At 66.2% G+C, this 19,471-nt stretch carries 14 protein-coding genes and 2 riboswitches; of the genes, 7 read left to right on the top strand and 7 right to left on the bottom strand.

Annotated features, from left to right (window positions below; all coding sequences use genetic code 11):
• Nucleotides 1-198 precede the first annotated feature (198 nt).
• The 6 genes from C8J25_RS06340 to C8J25_RS06365 form a co-directional block, all read right to left on the bottom strand.
• Complete coding sequence (locus C8J25_RS06340) at nucleotides 199-1,608, bottom strand: coniferyl aldehyde dehydrogenase (RefSeq protein WP_425275455.1); 1,410 nt, start codon at nucleotides 1,606-1,608, stop codon at nucleotides 199-201.
• A 51-nt stretch (nucleotides 1,609-1,659) separates the two neighbouring features.
• Entirely contained in the window at nucleotides 1,660-2,223 is a 564-nt protein-coding gene (locus tag C8J25_RS06345; RefSeq protein WP_107953265.1) for an NMCC_0638 family (lipo)protein, read from the bottom strand.
• Between the two features lie 83 nt (nucleotides 2,224-2,306).
• The gene (locus tag C8J25_RS06350) at nucleotides 2,307-3,512 is read right to left on the bottom strand and encodes an acyl-CoA dehydrogenase family protein (RefSeq protein ID WP_107953267.1); all 1,206 of its coding nucleotides are present in this window, start codon (nucleotides 3,510-3,512) and stop codon (nucleotides 2,307-2,309) included.
• Between the two features lie 12 nt (nucleotides 3,513-3,524).
• Nucleotides 3,525-4,622, bottom strand: coding sequence for an acyl-CoA dehydrogenase family protein (locus tag C8J25_RS06355; protein WP_107953270.1), 1,098 nt, complete (start codon nucleotides 4,620-4,622; stop codon nucleotides 3,525-3,527).
• Entirely contained in the window at nucleotides 4,619-6,157 is a 1,539-nt protein-coding gene (locus tag C8J25_RS06360) for an acyl-CoA synthetase (protein ID WP_107953272.1), read from the bottom strand. The genes C8J25_RS06355 and C8J25_RS06360 overlap by 4 nt, the downstream gene beginning before the upstream one ends.
• Nucleotides 6,157-7,410 (bottom strand): acetyl-CoA C-acetyltransferase, encoded by a 1,254-nt coding sequence (locus C8J25_RS06365; protein ID WP_060525731.1) that lies wholly within the window; start codon nucleotides 7,408-7,410, stop codon nucleotides 6,157-6,159. Before C8J25_RS06365 ends, C8J25_RS06360 begins: the two co-directional genes overlap by 1 nt.
• A 96-nt stretch (nucleotides 7,411-7,506) precedes the next feature.
• Between C8J25_RS06365 and C8J25_RS06370 the strand changes: the two genes are divergently transcribed.
• On the top strand, nucleotides 7,507-8,079 hold the full coding sequence (locus C8J25_RS06370) for a TetR/AcrR family transcriptional regulator (protein WP_167397675.1): 573 nt from the start codon (nucleotides 7,507-7,509) through the stop codon (nucleotides 8,077-8,079).
• 57 nt (nucleotides 8,080-8,136) lie between these two features.
• Complete coding sequence (locus C8J25_RS06375) at nucleotides 8,137-9,756, top strand: choline dehydrogenase (protein ID WP_107953276.1); 1,620 nt, start codon at nucleotides 8,137-8,139, stop codon at nucleotides 9,754-9,756.
• A gap of 156 nt (nucleotides 9,757-9,912) precedes the next feature.
• Here C8J25_RS06375 and C8J25_RS06380 read toward each other — a convergent pair whose 3' ends face one another.
• Nucleotides 9,913-10,692: an SDR family NAD(P)-dependent oxidoreductase gene (locus C8J25_RS06380; protein ID WP_107953278.1), complete on the bottom strand. Its 780-nt coding sequence runs from the start codon at nucleotides 10,690-10,692 to the stop codon at nucleotides 9,913-9,915.
• 104 nt (nucleotides 10,693-10,796) lie between these two features.
• On the opposite strand from C8J25_RS06380, the gene C8J25_RS06385 reads away from it, so the two are divergent.
• From C8J25_RS06385 to cobW, 5 genes are all read left to right on the top strand, one after another.
• A complete protein-coding gene (locus C8J25_RS06385; protein ID WP_107953280.1) occupies nucleotides 10,797-12,167 on the top strand; it encodes a cytochrome P450 in 1,371 nt (456 codons plus the stop codon).
• A 42-nt stretch (nucleotides 12,168-12,209) separates the two neighbouring features.
• Entirely contained in the window at nucleotides 12,210-14,297 is a 2,088-nt protein-coding gene (locus C8J25_RS06390) for an alpha/beta hydrolase family protein (RefSeq protein WP_425275451.1), read from the top strand.
• Nucleotides 14,294-16,402: a S9 family peptidase gene (locus C8J25_RS06395; RefSeq protein ID WP_208622526.1), complete on the top strand. Its 2,109-nt coding sequence runs from the start codon at nucleotides 14,294-14,296 to the stop codon at nucleotides 16,400-16,402. Before C8J25_RS06390 ends, C8J25_RS06395 begins: the two co-directional genes overlap by 4 nt.
• A gap of 61 nt (nucleotides 16,403-16,463) precedes the next feature.
• Nucleotides 16,464-16,678: riboswitch (cobalamin riboswitch) on the top strand.
• Nucleotides 16,679-16,860: 182 nt separating this feature from the next.
• Nucleotides 16,861-17,910 carry a HoxN/HupN/NixA family nickel/cobalt transporter gene (locus C8J25_RS06400; RefSeq protein WP_425275452.1) on the top strand — a complete coding sequence of 350 codons (1,050 nt, stop codon included), beginning with the start codon at nucleotides 16,861-16,863 and terminating at the stop codon, nucleotides 17,908-17,910.
• A gap of 210 nt (nucleotides 17,911-18,120) precedes the next feature.
• Nucleotides 18,121-18,331, top strand: a riboswitch (cobalamin riboswitch).
• Nucleotides 18,332-18,431: 100 nt separating this feature from the next.
• Nucleotides 18,432-19,469, top strand: a complete 1,038-nt coding sequence (cobW, locus tag C8J25_RS06405) for a cobalamin biosynthesis protein CobW (RefSeq protein ID WP_107953284.1) — start codon at nucleotides 18,432-18,434, stop codon at nucleotides 19,467-19,469.
• The last annotated feature ends 2 nt before the right edge of the window (nucleotides 19,470-19,471 follow it).

Below are 19,471 nucleotides of genomic sequence, written 5' to 3' on the forward strand. Positions count from 1 at the left end.
TCCCCTGAAGCGCGACGGCGCTCAGCGGCCCTTTGCCGATCGACGTGACGCGTCGGCGACAGATCGAAGACGATTTAGAGACGATCGGCGATATTGTTACGGTAGTGACCCGAATGCCTCGCCCAACCGGAGATAGAAGGGGCCGTGGCTACTTAGCCGTGGGAAGGGTGAGGGCACGCGCGGCGACCACGCACAGAATCACCCCCGCATCATCCGCGCGATCGTCTTCGCGGCGGCTGCGCCGTAAGGTGGCTTCAACCCGGCAAGCTTGGCGACGTCGAACTTCGACTGCTTGTAGACTGCCCGCGCATGGCTGAACGTGCGGAAGCCGTCGATGCCATGATACGCACCCATCCCCGACGGGCCGCTGCCGCCGAAGGGGAGGTCCTCCATCGAGACGTGGAAGACCACGTCGTCGAGCGTCACGCCGCCCGAGATCGTCCGGCCGAGCACGCGGCGGCGTTCGGCGTCGTCGCTGCCGAAATAATAGAGCCCGAGCGGTCGGTCGCGGCGGTTCACCTGCGCGATCGCGTCGTCGATCCCGTCGTAGCGGCGGATCGGCAGGACCGGGCCGAAGATTTCCTCCTGCATCACGATCATGTCGTCGGTCGCGTCGCGGACGATGTGCAGCGGCATCTTCCGCAAGTTGGAGGCGCCGAAATCCTCGTTGGCGGGGTTCACGACCTCGACGGTCGCGCCCTTCGCACGGGCGTCGGCGATCCAGTCGGTAAGCCGCTGGTGGTGACGGTCATTCACGACCGACGTGTAGTCGGCATTGGCGAGCAGCGTCGGGTACATCGCGCTCGCCGCCGCCTTGATGCCGTCGACGACCTGCGCCTCGTTCGCCGATGGAACGAGCAGGTAATCGGGTGCGAGGCAGATCTGCCCGGCGTTCATCATCTTGCCAAGCGTGACGCGTTCGGTGGCCTTCGCGATATCCGCCGAGGCGCCAAGAATGACGGGCGACTTGCCACCCAGTTCGAGCGTGACGGGCGTCAGGTTGTCGGCGGCGGCGTGAAGGATGTGGCGACCGATCGCAGTCGCGCCGGTGAAGATCAGGTGGTCGAACGGCAGCGCGGCGAACGTCTTCCCGACATCCGCGCCGCCCGAGATGACGGCGAATTCGTCCTGCGCAAAATATTTCGGTACGAGGTCGTCGAACAGCGCGGCCGTCGCGGGCGTATACTCACTCGTCTTCGCCATCGCGCGATTGCCCGCGGCGAGCACGCCTGCGAGCGGCGCCATCAGGAGGTTAACCGGGAAATTCCACGGCGCGATGATGCCGATGACGCCCTTGGGCTGATATTCGACCCAGGCCTTCGCGCCGAGCAGCCCCAGCGGAAACTGGACCGCGCGCCGCTCCCGCCGCATCCACCGATCGAGATGCTTCGCGGCATGCGCGATCGGCGCGAGCGAAGCGCCGATATCGGCGATCATCGTCTGCTCGCGGCTACGGTGCCCGAAATCCTCCGATACCGCGTCGCAGAACGCCGCAGCATTGTCCCGCACCATCGCCGCCGCGCGCTTGAGCCGGTCGAGGCGCACCGCCTTCGTGACGGGAAGCTCCGCCATGAACGCATCGCGCTGTGTGGTGAGGATGGTTTGCATATCGGTCATTTAGGCGTCCTCTAGAGCTATGGGCTCGAATGGATCAGGTTATCAGTTCGCAGACCCCGGTTCGGGCGGCGCATATTGGTGGACGAACCTTAGCGTGAAGCCCGTTTCGCCGGCTGCAAGCCGTTTGGGATCGGTGATCCTTTGCTCGAAGAAGAACAAGGACTCGCTCGTTTTGTCCGGAAGCGTACGCGTCTCGCCAACGGCGTGGATGTGAATGTCGCCCTGATCGCCGTCCATAGGACTGATCGGGACAAAGCCCCCAATCGCGTCTTCGTAGGTTTTGGCGATGGCTCGATACGCATCCATGTTGCCGATGTCTGGTGCGCTCCACCGGACCGAGCAGGCATGAAAGGGCGGATACTCGATCCACAACGTGGCGCCCTCATCGTTCAGATCCCAAGCACGTGCAGGATCATCACGCATCGTAACCTTCACGTCGGACTTGGACAGTTCTCGTGCTCCTCGTGCTATCATCATGGCCTCGACACCTTTGTCGTCCGGAAAGCGATGGAGACAGATATCCTCGTACAATTTGGTCAGTCGTGAGAGACGTTCCTCCGCAGCTGGAGTGGTGGTTATCGTCAACAAAGCCAGCAAGAGCGACATAGCTTTCCCCCGTTTACCCCGACAGTGTCCGCCGGGTAGGCCATAGTATCGCAGCTAACCTACACGTTCTCAGGTGCGAGACATCACGCCCCGACCGGGAGGTCCCGGAAAGCCTGATCCTTGTCGACGCGAATTTCACCAGGCAGGCCGAGCACGCGTTCGGCGATGATGTTCTTGAGGATCTCGTCGGTGCCGCCGGCGATACGCAGGCCCGGCGCCCACATCGTCGCGGCGTGGAAGGCGCCTCTGAGCGGGGCGAGCGCGGGGTCGGATATGATGCCGTATTGATCGCCCGCCTCGACCGCGGTGTTGCCGATCGCCTGCAATTGGTTGGCGGCGACGATCTTGCCGATCGAGCTTTCGGGGCCGGGCACCTGGCCCTTTGACAACGCGGTGATCGTCCGCATGCGCGTGTTGCGCAGGCCCTCCGATTGCACCCACCAGTCGGCAAGCGTCTGGCGGAACGCGGCGTCCTTCAGCAGCGGGCCGTCTGCGCCGTTGGCCTGGGCGGCGAAGGCGAGGATGTCCTCGGGGCCGACGCCGCCGCTGGTGCCGATCGCGAGGCGCTCGTTCATCAGCGTGAACAGCGCGACCTTCCAGCCGCCATCGACCGGTCCAAGCCGTTGCGCGTCGGAAATCCGGACGTCCTCGAACCAGACCTCGTTGAAGCTCGACCCGCCGGACATCTGGTGGATCGGGCGAATCTCGATCCCCGGCGCCTTCAGGTCGAGCCAGAACATCGTCAGGCCCTGGTGTTTCGGCACGTCGGGATTGGTTCGCACCAAAACGATGCCGTAGTCGCTGTAATGCGCGCCCGAGGTCCAGACCTTCTGGCCGTTGATCACCCAGTCGTCGCCGTCACGGACGGCACGCGTGCGAATCGCGGCGACATCCGACCCACCGGCGGGTTCGGAAAATAGCTGCGACCAGATCTCGTCGCCGCGTACCGCCGGGCCGACGAACCGCCGCTTGGTCGCGTCGTCGGCATAGGCCATCACGGTCGGCACGCACATGCCGAGCCCGATCGTGAAATAGCTGCCGTCGACCGCGTGACGCGCTTCTTCCTGCCCGAAGATGACGCTTTCGATCGGGGTGCCGCCGCCGCCGCCCCATTCCTGCGGCCAGGTGATGCAGGCGTAGCCACCGACCGCTTTGCGCGCCTGCCAGGCCTTCGCCTTGGCCATGTCGTCGGGGTAGTGGCCGGCATCGTGCTCGGCGATGTTCGCGTCGAGCCAGTCGCGCGCGGCGGCGCGATACGTGGCTTCGGCGTCGCTGTCCTTGAAGTCCATGTGCTGCTCCGATCAGGCGGCGTTGCGCATTTCGAGTTGGCCGACGAGGCGTTCGCGCCATGCGGCGGGGCTGCCGGCGACGAGCGCGAGCTGGCGCGAGCGGCGGTAGTATAGGTGGCAGTCGGACTCCCAAGTGAAGCCCATCCCGCCATGCGTCTGGATGTTCTCCTTCGACGCGAACCAATAGGCGTCGGAGGCGGCGACGCGCGCGGTGGCGGCGGCGAGCGGCAGTTCGGCGGCGCCCGCGTTCAGCGCCCACGCCCCGTAATAGGCGTTCGAGCGCGCGAGTTCGTTCTTCACGTACATGTCGGCGAGCTTGTGCTTGATCGCCTGGTAGCCGCCGATCTGCCGTCCGAAGGCGTAGCGATCGAGCGCGTAGCCCTTCGCCATTTCGAGGCACCGATCCGCGCCGCCAAGTTGTTCGAACGCGAGGAGGACGGCGGCACGGTCGAACACCGCCTGCATCGCGGCGATGCCGTCGTCGCTGCCAAGTTTCTCGCAAGGCGCGTCGGCGAAGGTGAGGCGGGCCGCGCTCCGGGTCGGGTCGAGGGTTTCCAGGACTTCCGCGGTGATGCTCGCGCCCTTCTCGACGAGGTAGAGGCCGTCGCGCGCTAGTACGATGATCAGGTCGGCGACGTCGCCGTCGGTGACGGGGATCTTGTCACCGGTGAGCTTGCCACCGGAGACGGTGGTGCGCACCGAGCGCGCCGTGACCGGGCCGGCGCCTTCGGAGGTGGCGAACGCGCCGATAACGTCGCCCGCTGCTATCCGCGGCAGCCATCGGACTTTCTGGGCGTCGCTGCCGTACAGCATCAGTGCTTCGGCGACGAAATAGACGGTCGACGCGAACGGGAGCGGGGCGCAGGCTCGCCCAAGTTCCTCGGCGATCGCGCAGAGTTCGATATGTCCAAGCCCTAGTCCGCCGAATTCCTCGGGGATCGCTGCGCCGCGCCAGCCTTGTTCGCCGACCGCCTTCCAGAGATCAGCGTCATAGGCGGTGGCGGGATCGTCGAGCACGGCGCGGACGCGGTCGCTGCCGCAATGCGCGCCGAGAAACTTGCGCGCTTCGTCCTTGAGGAATTTCTGGTCGTCGGAATAATCGAAGTTCATGCGGACTCCTTGGCTTGCGCCCAATATTCGTCGCGGAGCAGGCGCTTGTAGAGTTTGCCTGTCTCATGCCGCGGCAAGGTCTCGCGGAAGTCGATCCGGCGCGGCGCTTTCACATGGCTGAGGTTCGCCCGGGCGAAGGCGCTGAGCTCGGCGGCGAGCTGCGCGCGGTCCTCCGACGGGTCGGCAGGGCAGACGATCGCCACCACCTGTTCGCCCATCTCGTCGTCGGGCGCGCCGATCACCGCGACGTCGGCGACCTTCGGGTGGGTGACGAGCAGGTTCTCGATCTCGGCGGGGTAGATGTTCACGCCGCCCGAGATGATCATGAAGCTCTTGCGGTCGGTGAGGTAGAGATAGCCCTCCTCGTCGAGCCAGCCGACGTCGCCGAGCGTCGTCCAGCCGTGTGCGTTGGCGGCCTCCGCGGTCTTGCCGGGGTCGTTGTGATATTCGAACGCGCCGCCGCCCGCGAAATAGACGTCGCCTTCAGCGCGTGGCGGCAGCGCGTTGCCGTCCTCGTCGCAGATCATCGTCTGCGCGGTAAGATTGCGGCCGACCGAGCCCTTGTGCGTCAGCCACTCCATGCTGGAGATCGCGCAGAACCCGTTGCCCTCGGTGCCGGCGTAATATTCGCCGATGATCGGGCCCCACCAGTCGATCATCGCCTGCTTGACCGGAAGCGGGCAGGGGGCGGCGGCGTGCCAGACCGCTGTCAGCGACGACACATCGTAGCGAGCGCGGACTTCGGACGGCAACTTGAGCAGGCGGATGAAGTGCGTCGGCACCCATTGCGCGTGCGTGATCCGATAGCGCTCGATCGCAGCGAGCGCGGCTTCCGGGTCGAAATGCTCCATCACGACGACGGTGCCACCGACCTGATGCACCGCCATCGACCAGCGCAGCGGCGCCGCGTGATACAGCGGCGCGGGCGAGAGATAGACCATCTCGGGCGTGAACCCGTAAAGCCCCTTCCCGAGCATCACGAGCGGCGAGACGTTGGTGCCGAACGGCTCGTCCGACAGTGCGTGCTTGACGCCCTTGGGCTTGCCGGTGGTGCCCGAGGAATAGAGCAGGATGCCGCCGGGCGACGGGTCAGCGATGGGCGTGGCGGGCATCGCGTCGCGCGCGGCTTCGTAAGACGCGTACCCGTCGATGGCGCCGTCTACGACGTAGCGCCGCACGTCATCGAGCATTGGAACGAGGGCCGCCCCAACCTCCGCGCAACCCTTGCTCGCGATCAGCACGCGGCAGTCGCCATCGCGGATGATGTACGCCGCCTCACTCGCAGTGAGTTTCGACGACAGGCAGGTGCAGTACACGCCGGTGCGTTCGGCCGCCCACATCACCTCCAGATAGCGCGGCGAATTGTCCATCAGCACGGCGATGCCGTCGCCGCGCTTCAGCCCGAGCGACCGGAGCAGATGCGCGCCTTGGTTCGCCCGTTCGTCCAAGTCGCGATACGTCACCGCCTCGCCCGTCGCCGCCATGATGTAGGCGGGTTTGTCGGGCGTCGTCAGCGCGTGCGCGACGGGGTGCATCAGACGCGCTCGATGATGATCGCCGGCGCCATCCCGCCGCCCGCGCACATCGTCACGAGCCCACGCTTGAGGTCGCGGCGTTCGAGTTCGTCCAAGATCGTGCCGATCAGGATCGCGCCGGTCGCGCCGATCGGATGGCCGAGCGCGATCGACCCGCCGTTGACGTTCACCTTGTCGCGGTCGAGCTTCAGGTCGCGGATGAACTTCTCGGCGACCACCGCGAACGCCTCGTTGATCTCCCATAGGTCGATATCGTCGACCGTCAGCCCGGCCTTCGCCAGCACCTTACGCGCCGCAGGGACGGGGGCGTTGAGCATCAGCGTCGGGTCGTCGCCCATGTTGGCCATCGCGACGATCCGCGCGCGCGGTTTCAGGCCATGCTTGGCGGCGTAATCGGCACTCGCGAGCAGCACGGCAGCAGCGCCATCGACCACGCCCGACGAATTGCCGGCATGATGGACGTGCTTGATATCCACGTCGGGATAACGCCGGTTGATCTGCTTGCGATACGTCGTGCCCTTCTCGTCGAGCGGAATGTCGGCAATCCCGGCAAACGAAGGGCGCAACGCCGCGAGACCCTCGGCGGTCGTATCGGGCCGCGGATATTCGTCCTTCTCGAGCACCAGCGCCCCGGTGTCGTCGGTGACCGGCACGAGGCTCCGATCGAACCGCCCTTCGGCGATCGCCACCGCAGCACGGCGCTGGCTCTCGAGCCCAAGCGCTTCGAGCGTTTCGCGGTCGATCCCCTCGATACTGGCGATCGCGTCGGCGCAGATACCCTGGTTCGATTGCGGATGCGCGGCGTCGAGCCGTGCGTTGCCCGAACCGATCCCGAGCGGTCGCTTCCCCGCCGCCATGTCGTCCTGCATCATCGTCGTGGTCAGCGACATCATCTCGGTGCCGCCGGCGATGACGAGGTCTTCCATCCCGCTCATGATCTGCGCTGCGGCGAAGTTCACCGCGGTAATCCCGCCGCCGCAGAACCGGTCGAGCGTCGTCCCGCTCGCCTTGACGTCATAGCCCGCATCGAGCGCCGCCATCCGCCCAAGATCGCCGCTCTGCTCGCCACGCTGAGTCGAGGTCGACCAGATGATGTCGTCGACATCGGCGGTATCTAGCTTGTTTCGCTCGGCAATCGCCTTCAGGACGGTCGCGGCGAGATGTTGGGGGTGCATGTGCGCAAGCGCGCCCTTGCCGGTCTTGCCGATACCGCGCGGGGTACGGACGGCGTCGATGATCAGTGCCTCGGCCACATCGCTCTCCTGTTGCACCCGCCGGTTCGGTCGTGGTGCCTGATGCCGGATTGCGTCCGGCTTCGGTACGACGTAACATTCGTTATGGGGAATGGCTTGTCAAGCAGGGTATTGTTGGAAGACGGGGCGGCACCACGCGCAGATCTGGCGCCGCGCGACTGGTTGGAAATCGGCTTGCAGTTGCTGAAGAATGGCGGTCTCCGCGCGCTGAAGCTTCGCGGCCTGGCGCAGGCGCTTGGTGCGTCGACGGGAAGCTTCTACCATCATTTCAAGGACTTCGATGGATATCATGCGGCGCTCGCAGGGTATTTCGTCGAAGCGCATATCGATCCCCTGATCGTCGCGCTGTCCGCGTCGGGGCTTCCACCGGTCGAGCGCATTCGGGCATTCGCGGATCATGTTCGCGACCACGACATGGCCCAGCTGGCCTTGGCGATGCGGGCCTGGGCGAAAAGCGACGCGCGGGTGGCGGCGGCGATCCGCGAGCATGACGACACGGTGATGGCGTTCCTCGTCGAGCAACTCGTGGCGCATGGCTTCGAGCCTGCCGAGGCGGGGATTCGCAGCTATGCGCTGTTGGCGATCGGCCTCAGTCAGGTCCATGCCGCCGAAGGGATTGAGCGCAGCGTCGTTCGCGAGGGATTGCTGACATTGCTGTGCGAGCGCTAGCGTAGTGGGCTGACGCGACTCCGTAAAAAAGCGGAGCGCGAACAAGAGGATGCAGGCATGCAGACGTATGACTACGTGATTATCGGTGCGGGCTCGGCCGGCTGTGTGCTCGCCGCGCGACTGACCGAGGACCCCGACGTGTCGGTGCTGCTGCTTGAGGCGGGCGGACGCAATGATGGCGTGCTGGTGCGAATGCCCGCAGGTGTCGGGGAACTCATCAAGAGCAAGAATGCGTGCAACTGGGGCTTCTCGACCGAGCCCGAGCCGCATCTCGACAAGCGCCGGCTGTGGTGGCCGCGTGGCAAGGGGCTTGGCGGCAGCTCGTCGATCAACGGCATGATCTACACGCGGGGCCACCCGCAGGATTACGACGAGTGGCGACAGATGGGCATGCCCGGTTGGTCGTTCGACGATGTCCTCCCGTATTTCAAGCGGCTCGAGGGGCATCATCGCGGCGAGTGCCCCTTGCATGGCGGCGGCGGGCCGTTGACGATCTCGGGCGGCGAGTCCGACAGCCCGTTCTACGACGCGCTGGTCGAGGCGGGACGGCAGGCGGGCTATCCGGTGACCGAGGATTTCAACGGCGCGAGCCAGGAGGGCTTCGGGCGCTACGACCTGACCGTCGCGGACGGGAAGCGCTGGAGCACCGCGGCGGCGTATCTGCGGCCGGTGTTGTCGCGGCGGAACCTGACCTGTGTCACGGGCGCGCGGACGACGCGGATCCGGATCGACAAGGGGCGTGCGACCGGCGTCGATTACGTGCTCGACAAGGGCGGGCGGAAGGAGAGCGTGACGGCGACGCGCGAGGTACTGCTGTGCGCGGGGGCGGTGCAGTCGCCGCATATCCTCCAGCTGTCGGGGATCGGCGATCCGGACCGGCTGACTGCGGCGGGGGTCGGCGTGGTGCACGCGCTGCCCGGCGTCGGCGAGAATTTGCAGGATCATCTCGATGTCGTGATGAACTGGAAATCGCGCGGGCTGCGGACCGGGTACGCGATGACCAAGGGCGTGGGGATGATCGGCGTCGGGCTCAATTACCTGTTGCGCGGCAAGGGGGCGGGGCGGCAGCAGTTCCTCGAGGCAGGCGCGTTCGTGTCGTCGCGCGAGGGTCTGTCGCGGCCCGACGTGCAGATCCACGCGGTGCTCGCGATCATGCAGGATCACGGCAAGGTCAAGGCGACCGAGGACGGCTTCACGCTGCATCTCTGCCAGTTGCGCCCTGAAAGCCGGGGGCGGATCGGGCTGCGCTCTGCCGATCCGTTTGCCGATCCAACGATCGTCGCGAACTATCTCGCGACCGCGGAGGATCGCCGGGTGATGCGGGCTTGCGTCGGGATCGGTCGCGATGTCGCGCGGCAGGCGGCGCTCGATCCATACCGGGCGGGGGAATTGTCGCCCGGCGAGGACGTGCGGACCGACGACGAGATCGACGCCTGGGTGCGTCGAACGGCGGAGACGATCTACCATCCTGTGGGGACGTGCAAGATGGGCGCCGCAGACGATGCACTGGCGGTGGTCGATGCGACCTTGGCCGTGCGCGGACTTCAGGGGTTGCGGGTGGTGGACGCCTCGGTGATGCCGACGCTGATCGGGTCCAACACCAACGCGCCGACGATCATGATCGCGGAAAAGGCGGCGGATATGATCAAGGGACGGCAGTTGGCGCGGGCGGCCTGAGGGCAACCGCTCTTCAGCTTGCCGCCACCCCGGCGAAGGCCGGGGCCCAGTTGGAAAGGTCGCAGTAACGGAGCGCAGCGCCTCGTTACCAACGTTCCCCAACTGGGCCCCGGCCTCCGCCGGGGTGGTGGTTTTATGAACCAATGTTCAGCCGCGTTACCGAGGCGCCATCCGGATCGCGCCGTCCAGACGCACGTCTTCCCCATTGAAATACCCGCACTCGATCATCGTCAGCGCCAGCGCCGCAAACTCCTCCGGTCGTCCCAAGCGCTTCGGAAACGGCACAGAAGCCGCCAGCGCATCGCGGACCTGCTGCGGCGCGGCGGCCAGCAAAGGTGTGTCGAAAATCCCCGGCAGGATCGTGTTCACCCGGATCCCCTCGCTCATCAGGTCGCGCGCGATCGGCAGGGTCATGCCGACCACGCCGGCCTTCGACGCCGAATAAGCGGCTTGCCCCATCTGGCCGTCCTCCGCCGCAGCACTCGCGGTGTTGACGATCGCCCCACGCTCGCCGTCCTCGCCCGGCTCCAGCGTCAGCATCCCCGCCGCCGACTTCGCGAGACAACGGAACGTGCCGACGAGGTTGATCTGGATGATCCGATCAAACGCATCGAGCGGGAAATGCTTGATCGAGCCGTCCTGCTTCGATCGCCCCGCAGTCTTCGCCGCGTTCCCCGTGCCCGCACAATTGACCAGGATCCGCTCTTGGCCGTGCGCCGCGCGCGCCGCCGCGAACCCAGCATCGACGCTGTCGTCGGACGTGACATCGACCTTGCAGAACACCCCGCCGATCTCCCCGGCAAGCGCTTCCCCCTTGTCTGCCTGGACGTCGAAGATCGCCACCTTCACCCCCTTGGCGGCCAGCGCGCGCGCCGTGGCGGCACCCAGGCCCGACGCGCCGCCGGTCACGACGGCAGCAGTGTTTGCGAGGTCCATGCATCTCTCCTGTCAAAGCCCCGAGGTCCGCGCCCCGGTTGCAGAACAATAGTTATGCCGGTATTCGAGGCTTGCCAAGCCGGCATGTCGCTGAGGATCCGACGATGAGCCATGCCATGTTGCAGAACGCCAGCCCGCACTGGCTCCCACGTCAGTCCAAGGGTGCGCTGGATCATATTCCGGGGAGCAACGGCCTGCCGTTCGTCGGCAACACGTTCAAGTTGCTAGCCGATCCGATTGCGTTCTCGGAAGGCATGGCGGCGCGGTACGGCCCGATCTATCGCAATCGCGCGCTTGGCGGGACCGGCGTCAACCTGCTCGGCCCCGATGCGAACGAACTGGTGCTGTTCGATCGCGACAAGATTTTCTCGTCCGAACAGGGTTGGGGGCCGCTCCTCAACATGCTGTTCCCGCGCGGCCTGATGCTGATGGATTTCGACAAGCACCGCGCCGATCGCAAGGCGTTGTCGGTCGCGTTCAAGCCCGAGCCGATGCGACATTACGCGACCGAACTCGATGCCGGGATCGAGTCCGCGATCGGCGGCTGGGCCGGGCAGACCTTGCGCTTCTACGACGCCGTCAAGAAACTCACGCTCGATCTCGCCGCGACCAGCTTTCTCGGCGTGCCGCTCGGCGCGGAGGCGGACCGGATCAACCAAGCGTTCGTCGACGAGGTCCAGGCGAGCGTCTCGCCGATCCGCAAGCCCTGGCCCGGCACACAGATGCGCAAGGGCGTGCGTGCCCGCGCCTATCTGGTCGACTTCTTCAAGCGCGAAATCCCCGCGCGCCGGACCGGCGACGGCCAGGATTTCTTCTCGCAATTCTGCCGCGCGACCGATGACGACGGCGCGCCGCTGACCGCGCTGGCGATCGCGGACCACATGAATTTCCTGATGATGGCGGCGCACGACACGATCACCTCGTCCGCTACGAGTCTCGTCATGCTGCTCGCGCGCAACCCGGAGTGGCAGGAGCGGTTGCGCGAAGAGGTAGACGCGCTCGATCCGTCGGTACCGCTGACAGAGCAACTAGATCGCCTCGTCCTCACCGAATACGCGTTCAAGGAATCGCTGCGGATGATGCCGCCGGTCCCGTCGATCCCGCGGCGCGCGCTCAAGGATTTCAGCTTCGGCGGGTTCGATATCCCGGCGGGCACGAGCGTCAACACTGCCATCACCTATACGCACCGGATGGCCGAGCACTGGCCCGATCCCGACAAGTTCGACCCGCTCCGCTTCACGCCCGAAGCGTCGAAGGGCCGCCACCGGTTCGCCTGGGTGCCGTTCGGCGGCGGCGCGCACATGTGCATCGGCTTGCACTTCGCGACGATGCAGATGCGGCTGCTGATCGCGCATCTGCTCACGCGCTACCGGATCGAGGCGGCGGCAGGCAGCGGCGATGCGTGGCAGGTCTTCCCGATCCCGCGCCCGAAGGATGGTTTGCCGGTGACGTTCGTACCGCTTGCCACCCCGTAATAGTGTGTCATCCTCGCGCGGTTCATTCGAAGGAGCCGTTCGTTGCGCTTGACCCTTGCCCTCCTCCTGCTCGCGGCGACGCCGGCCTATGCCCAGCAACAACCGGCCGCACCGATACCTGCCCCCGTGCCCGACGGCCCGACGCGCAGCTTCACCGGCAGCGACCTGTTCGGCCTGACGATCGCGGCTGACCCGCAGATCAGTCCGGACGGCAAGACGATCGTCTATGTCCGCCGCACCGGCGACGTGATGACCGACAAGATGCAATCCTCGCTCTGGCTGATCGACGTCGCAAGCGGCCGCCAGACGCCGTTCGCCACCGACGGCAGCAGCCCGCGCTGGTCGCCCGACGGGGCAAGGATCGCTTATGCCGCACGCGACGGCGAGGGATCGCAGCTGTTCGTCCGCTGGCTAAGTGGTTCGACGAGTGCGCGCGTAACGAGCTTCCCCGGCGATCCGCAGGCGCTCGCGTGGTCGCCCGACGGGACCAAGCTCGCCTACATCGCGACGGTAGCAGGCGAGGGGACCAAGCTCGGCACGCAGCCGCCCAAGCCCGAGGGCGCGAAATGGGCCGAACCGCTGACGATCATCGACCGAGTCAACTACCGCAACGACGGGCCGGGCTATGTGAAGCCGGGCTACGACCATCTCTTCGTGGTCGGAGCCGACGGCGGTGCGGCGCGACAACTGACATACGGCAAGTTCGACGATGGCGGCCCGCTGTCATGGACGCCCGACGGCCGCAGCATCGTCTTCGCCGCGATCCGTGGGCCCGCCGCCGACCGCCAGGTGATGAATTCCGACGTGATCGCGGTCGATGCGACGAGCGGCACGATGCGGACGCTGACGACGCGCGACGGCCCCGACGCCCAACCGCGCGTGTCGCCGGATGGCGCGAAGATCGCGTGGCTCGGTTTCGACGACAAGCGCCGCAGCTACGAGAACACGCAGCTCTATGTCGGCGACCGCGACGCCGCCTCGCCCCGCTCGCTCACCGCGACGCTCGACCGCGCGATCGAGGACGCGGTGTGGTCCGCCGACGGCCGCAGCCTGTACGCGAGCTACGACGATCACGGCCAGCGCCGCGTTGCACGGATCGGTGTCGATGGCCGCGTCACGCCGCTGATCGACAACGTCGCGGGCGGCGGGCTCGACCGGCCCTATACCGGCGGCGAGTTTTCGGTCTCGAAGGGCGGGACGATCGCCTATACCGGCGGCGATGCGAGCGCGCCCGCCGACGTCTGGGTGCTGGCGGGCGGGAAGCCGCGCCGCCTGACGACGCTCAACGCAGTGCTGACCGGATCGAAGGCGCTCGCACAGGTCCGCAAGATCGCAGTGACCGCACCCGATGGTCGCCCGATCGACGCCTGGCTCGCCACCCCGTCGGGCCGTGCCGCAGGCCAGCGCGTGCCGCTGATCCTCGAAATCCACGGCGGTCCGAACGCCGCCTACGGCCCCGGCTTCGCGACCGACATGCAGCTCTACGCCGCCGCCGGCTACGCGGTGCTCTGGACCAACCCGCGCGGCTCGACCTCGTACGGCGCCGAGTTCGCCAACCTGATCGACAAGACCTATCCCGCCGCCGATTACGACGACCTGATCGCCTCGGTCGACGCGGCGATCAAGGACGGGACCGCCGATCCTGACAATCTGTTCGTGACCGGCGGGTCGGGCGGCGGGCTGTTGACCGCATGGATCGTCGGCAAGACCGACCGGTTCAAGGCCGCCGCAACGCAGAAGCCGGTGATCAACTGGATCAGCGAGGCGCTGACGATGGACAACACGCTGTTCACCTCGCGCTACTGGTTCACCAAGCTGCCGTGGGAGGATCCAATGAGCTATTGGAACCGCTCGCCGCTGAGCCTGGTCGGCAACGTCAAGACACCGACGCTGGTGGTGGTCGGCGGCGACGATTACCGGACGCCGGTGAGCGAATCCGAGCAATATTACGCGGCGCTGCAGATCCGCGGCGTGCCAACCGCGCTCGTGAAGGTGCCCGGCGCGAGCCACGGTGGCCTCGCCGCTCGCCCGTCGCAATCCGCAGCCAAGGCATCGGCGATCATCGCCTGGTTCGATCGATACCGGAAGCCGGCAGGCGCAACGACGCCGGCACAGGGAGCAGCACAATGACGATACGGTACATGATGCTCGCCGGCGTGGCACTGGTCTCGACGGCGGCGGTCGCGCAGGTCCAGCCCCCGCGCGTGGCGAAGAAGCCGTTCCAGGTAACGTCGCCCAACGGCGTGCGCGAGGACGATTACTACTGGCTGCGCGACGACACGCGGAAAAACCGCGAGATGCTCGCCTATCTCGCCGCCGAGAACGCCTATGCCGATGCGCAACTCGCCTCGCTGAAGCCGCTTCAAGCCAAGCTCTACGAAGAGACAGTCTCGCATATCAAGCAGGACGACAGCTCGGTGCCGTATGCAAAGAACGGCTATTATTACGGTTCGCGGTTCCAGACCGGCGCGGACTACCCGATCCTCGAACGCCGCAAGGGCAGCCGCACCGCGCCTGCCGAAACGCTGTTCGACGAGCCGGCGATGGCGAAGGGCCACAGCTTCTTCGCGCTCAGCGACTGGGCGGTAAGCCCCGACAACCGCCGCGTCGCCTGGGCCGAAGACACCATCGGCCGTCGCCAGTATGTCCTCAAGGTGAAGGACCTCGCGACCGGCGCGACGATCGCCGACACCGTCTCGAACATAGAGCCGAACGTCGTCTGGGCGGACGACAACAAGACCGTCCTGTACGTCGAGAAGGACCCGGTCACGCTGCGTGGCTACCGCGTGAAGGCGCATGTTCTCGGCACGCCCGTCGCGAGCGATCGGCTGCTGTACGAGGAGAAGGACGACACCTATTCGATGGGCGTCTCGCGCACCGCCGACGACAAGTTCGTCTGCATCGGCGTGAGCAGCACGGTCAGCGACGAGCAACGCTGCGCGCCGGCCGCGGCCCCGAGTAACTTCACGATCGTCGCACCGCGTGTACGGGAATTCCGCTACAGCGCGGATCATATCGGCAATCGCTGGATCATCCGCACCAACAAGGCCGCGAAGAACTACAAGCTCGTCACCGTCGCCGACGCCGATCTGGCCAAGGGCACGGCCGCATGGCGTGACCTGACGTCAGCCAGCGACACCGTCTTCATCGAAGGCTTCAGACCGTTCGACGGCTTCGTCGCGATCGACCAGCGCGAGAACGGCAACCGGATGATCCGCGTCCTCAGCGATGCGGGCAAATCCACGCCGGTGACGGCGGATGAACCTGCCTACCGCATGTCGCTCGACGTCAACGAGGAGACGGCAACGCCGTGGGTCCGTTACACCTACGGTTCGCTCGTCACGCCGACCACCACCTACGAGGTCAACGCAAAGACCGGCGAGCGCCGCGTGCTGAAGGTCGCGCCGGTGCCGGGCTATGACCCCGCGAAATACGTCACCGAACGCGTCTGGGCGCCGGCGCGTGACGGCACGCGGATCCCGGTCTCGCTGGTTTACGCCAAGGGTGCCAAGCGCGACGGCACCGCGCCGCTCTTCCAATACGCCTATGGCAGCTATGGGATATCCAGCGATCCGGCAGTCGATCCCGGCCGCATCGGCCTGCTTGATCGCGGCCTGGTCTACGCGATCGCGCATATCCGCGGCGGGCAGGAGATGGGCCGCGGCTGGTATGACGACGGCCATCTACTCAACAAGAAGAACAGCTTCACCGACTTCATCGACGTCACCCGCTATCTCGTCGCGCAGAAATACGCGGCGAAGGACCGTGTCGCGGCGATGGGCGGCAGTGCGGGCGGGCTGTTGATGGGCGGCGTCGCGAACATGGCGCCCGCCGACTACAAGCTGATCATCGCGCAGGTGCCGTTCGTCGACGTGGTGACGACGATGCTCGACGCGTCGATCCCGCTGACGACGTTCGAGTACGACGAGTGGGGCAACCCCGCGCAAAAGGCGTCGTACGATTACATGCTAAGCTATTCGCCGTACGACAACGTCAAGGCGAAGGCCTATCCAGCGCTCTATGTCGGCACCGGGCTGTGGGACAGCCAGGTGCAATATTACGAACCGACCAAGTGGGTCGCCAAGTTGCGCGAACTGAAGACCGACAAGAACCCGCTGCTGTTCCGGGTAAACATGGAGGCGGGGCATGGCGGCAAGTCCGGCCGGTTCGAACGCTATCGCCAGAACTCCGAGTGGCAGGCGTTCATGCTGCAACAACTCGGCCTCGCGAAATAGCACGCCCGTTGGCAGGCGATCCAAAGCAGGGTACCGATCGTGCGGGACGCGGCTTCCAGCCGTTTCCCGTGATCGCGTCGGTGCCCGGAAGGGCTTGATTGGGAATGCGGTGCGGACGGTTCGCCGTCCCATGCCGCGGCTGTCCCTGCAACTGTAAGCGGTGAGCGAGACGCACGAGCCCTTTTCGCAAGGGCAGCCACTGGGTGAAAACCTGGGAAGGCGTGCATTGAGCAGCGACCCGCGAGCCAGGAGACCTGCCGGCGTCTGGTCGCTCTTGTCCCGGTCCAGGGGGTGGCCGAGGCACGGTGAACGCCGCCTGCGTGACACTGGCTGAGCGACGACCATGTGGCGGGGGCCGCATCGGCGTCGTGCGTCGGTCGCTCATGGCGTCCGGTCGTCGCATGGCCCGGCCGTTCGCGGCAGGCCCCGGTCCTCGTCGGACGCTGCGGGGTTTGTGCATGACGACTTTGACACTTGAAAGACCGACGCGGGTTTCGACCCGAAAGCGCATCGGCTGGATGTTCGCAGGCCTGGTCGCGGCCAACATCGCCGCATGGTGCTGGGCGTTCTCGCTGTTCCACGCACAACCACTGATGCTGGGCACAGCCTTGCTGGCCTGGGGGCTCGGTCTGCGTCACGCGGTCGATGCCGACCACATCGCCGCGATCGACAACGTGACGCGCAAGCTGATGCAGGACGGACAGCGCCCGATCGCGGTCGGCTTCTGGTTCGCGATCGGCCATTCGGGGATCGTGCTCATCGCCGCCGTCGCGATCGCACTGACCGCGAACGCGCTGTCGCAGTTCGAGGCGTTCAAGCAGGTCGGCGGGGTGGTCGCGACCGTCATTTCCGCCGTGTTCCTGTTCACGATCGCCGCGATGAACCTCATCATACTCCGGTCGGTCTGGCGCACCTTCGGCCATGTCCGCGGCGGCGGCACCTATGTCGAGGAGGACCTCGACCTCCTCCTCGGCAACCGCGGTTTGCTCGCCCGGCTGTTCCGCCCGATGTTCCGGCTGGTCACGCGGAGCTGGCACATGGCGCCGCTCGGCTTCCTGTTCGGGCTCGGTTTCGACACAGCGACGGAGGTCGCGATCCTCGGCCTGTCGGCCAGCCAAGCCGCCGATGATCTCTCGATCGGCGTCGTCCTAGTCCTCCCCGTGCTGTTCGCTACCGGCATGGCGCTGGTCGATACTGCGGACGGCGTCGTCATGCTCGGCGCCTATGAATGGGCGTTCGTGAAGCCGATCCGCAAGCTCTACTACAACATCACCATCACCTTGATCTCCGCGATCGTCGCGATCGCGATCGGCGGGATCGAGACGCTGGCGCTGCTCGGATCGAAGCTCGGCTTCACCGGCGGCATATGGGACGTCGCAACGGCGCTCGGCGAGAACTTCAATGGCCTCGGCTTTGCGATCATCGGCCTGTTCGTGTTCTGCTGGGTGCTGAGCTTCGCGATCTACCGCTGGAAACGCTTCGACGAGATCGAAGTCGTGCACGGATAGCGCCCCCGCCAATTTCGATCCTCCCCCGCTAGGGGGAGGTGGCGCGAAGCGACGGAGGGGGAGGGCGGCGATCACGTTTGTTCCGTGTCCTCCCCCTCCGTCTGACAAGTGCCAGCCACCTCCCCTGGCTGGGGAGGATCAAAAACTACCGATATGCGAATTGGCACGCCCGCCATATTCCTCTAACCCACCCCCAAGGCTCGGTTTCACCGAACCTCAGATCGCGCCGGTGCCCTTCGGGGCTTGAATGGGAATGCGGTGCGGGAGTTGCTCCCAATGCCGCGGCTGTCCCTGCAACTGTAAGCGGTGAGCGAGACGCACACGCCCTTCACGAGAAGGGCAGCCACTGGGGAAACCTGGGAAGGCGTACGTCGAGCCTCGACCCGCGAGCCAGGAGACCTGCCAGCGCAACGGTCGCTCTTGCTACGATCCAGGGGATGGTCGCGGCACGGTACTCCGTCTGAGCGACGAACGCGTGCGGCCCTATGGTCGTGCGTGCGTGTGCTCGCAGGAGAATACCAATGCCCGATCTTTCAAAGGTCCCCGTTACCATCGTCACCGGCTTTCTCGGAGCCGGCAAGACCACGCTTATCAGCCACCTGATCCGCAACGCGAACGGCCGCCGTCTCGCCGTCGTCGTCAACGAATTCGGCACGCTCGGCATCGACGGCGACATTCTGAAGGGCTGTGCGATCCCCGATTGCCCGGCGGAGAACGTGATCGAGCTGGCGAACGGCTGCATCTGCTGCACGGTGGCGGACGATTTCATCCCGACCGTGGAGTCGCTCCTTGCGCTCGACCCGCGCCCGGATCACATCCTGATCGAGACCTCCGGCCTCGCGCTGCCCAAGCCGCTGCTGAAGGCGTTCGACTGGCCAGCAATCCGCTCGCGCATCACCGTCGACGGCGTCATCGCGCTCGCCGATGCGGAAGCCGTTGCCGCGGGCCGCTTCGCCTCCGACGTGGCCGCGCTCGACGCCCAGCGCGCCGCCGACCCCAGCGTCGATCACGAGACGCCGCTATCTGAAGTATTCGAGGATCAGCTCGCCTGCGCCGATCTGGTGCTCCTGACCAAGGTCGATCTCGCCGGCCCCGAAGGCGTCGCCAAGGCACGCGCCGTCATCGCCGCGGAGTCCGCACGGCCGCTCCCGGTGATCGACCTGACCGACGGCATTATCGATCCCCGCGTGATCCTCGGCCTGAACGCTGCGGCCGAGGACGATATCGCCAGCCGCCCGTCGCATCACGACGGCGAGGACGATCACGAGCATGACGATTTCGACAGCGTCGTCGTCGAGCTTGGCGAGATCGCCGACCCCGCCGACCTCACCGCGAAGATCGAAGCGCTCGCCCGCAGCGCCGACATCCTCCGCGTGAAGGGCTACGCCGCCGTCACCGGCAAGCCGATGCGCCTGCTCGTCCAGGCGGTCGGCGCGCGCGTCCGTACGCAGTACGACCGCCCTTGGCGTGCCGACGAACCGCGCCGCACGCAACTCGTGGTCATCGCCGAGCACGACCGGATCGACGAGGCCCGCATCAAGGCCGCGCTGGACGGCTGAGG

The sequence above is a fragment of the Sphingomonas faeni genome, from assembly GCF_003053745.1.
GTDB lineage: Bacteria > Pseudomonadota > Alphaproteobacteria > Sphingomonadales > Sphingomonadaceae > Sphingomonas > Sphingomonas faeni.

Bases quoted from the DNA above. Each gene is read 5' to 3' on its own strand.
- C8J25_RS06340 (WP_425275455.1), bottom strand. From the start codon at position 1,608: ATGCAAACCATCCTCACCACACAGCGCGATGCGTTCATGGCGGAGCTT.
- C8J25_RS06345 (WP_107953265.1), bottom strand. From the start codon at position 2,223: ATGTCGCTCTTGCTGGCTTTGTTGACGATAACCACCACTCCAGCTGCG.
- C8J25_RS06350 (WP_107953267.1), bottom strand. From the start codon at position 3,512: ATGGACTTCAAGGACAGCGACGCCGAAGCCACGTATCGCGCCGCCGCG.
- C8J25_RS06355 (WP_107953270.1), bottom strand. From the start codon at position 4,622: ATGAACTTCGATTATTCCGACGACCAGAAATTCCTCAAGGACGAAGCG.
- C8J25_RS06360 (WP_107953272.1), bottom strand. From the start codon at position 6,157: ATGCACCCCGTCGCGCACGCGCTGACGACGCCCGACAAACCCGCCTAC.
- C8J25_RS06375 (WP_107953276.1), top strand. From the start codon at position 8,137: ATGCAGACGTATGACTACGTGATTATCGGTGCGGGCTCGGCCGGCTGT.
- C8J25_RS06380 (WP_107953278.1), bottom strand. From the start codon at position 10,692: ATGGACCTCGCAAACACTGCTGCCGTCGTGACCGGCGGCGCGTCGGGC.
- C8J25_RS06385 (WP_107953280.1), top strand. From the start codon at position 10,797: ATGAGCCATGCCATGTTGCAGAACGCCAGCCCGCACTGGCTCCCACGT.
- C8J25_RS06395 (WP_208622526.1), top strand. From the start codon at position 14,294: ATGACGATACGGTACATGATGCTCGCCGGCGTGGCACTGGTCTCGACG.
- C8J25_RS06400 (WP_425275452.1), top strand. From the start codon at position 16,861: ATGACGACTTTGACACTTGAAAGACCGACGCGGGTTTCGACCCGAAAG.
- cobW (WP_107953284.1), top strand. From the start codon at position 18,432: ATGCCCGATCTTTCAAAGGTCCCCGTTACCATCGTCACCGGCTTTCTC.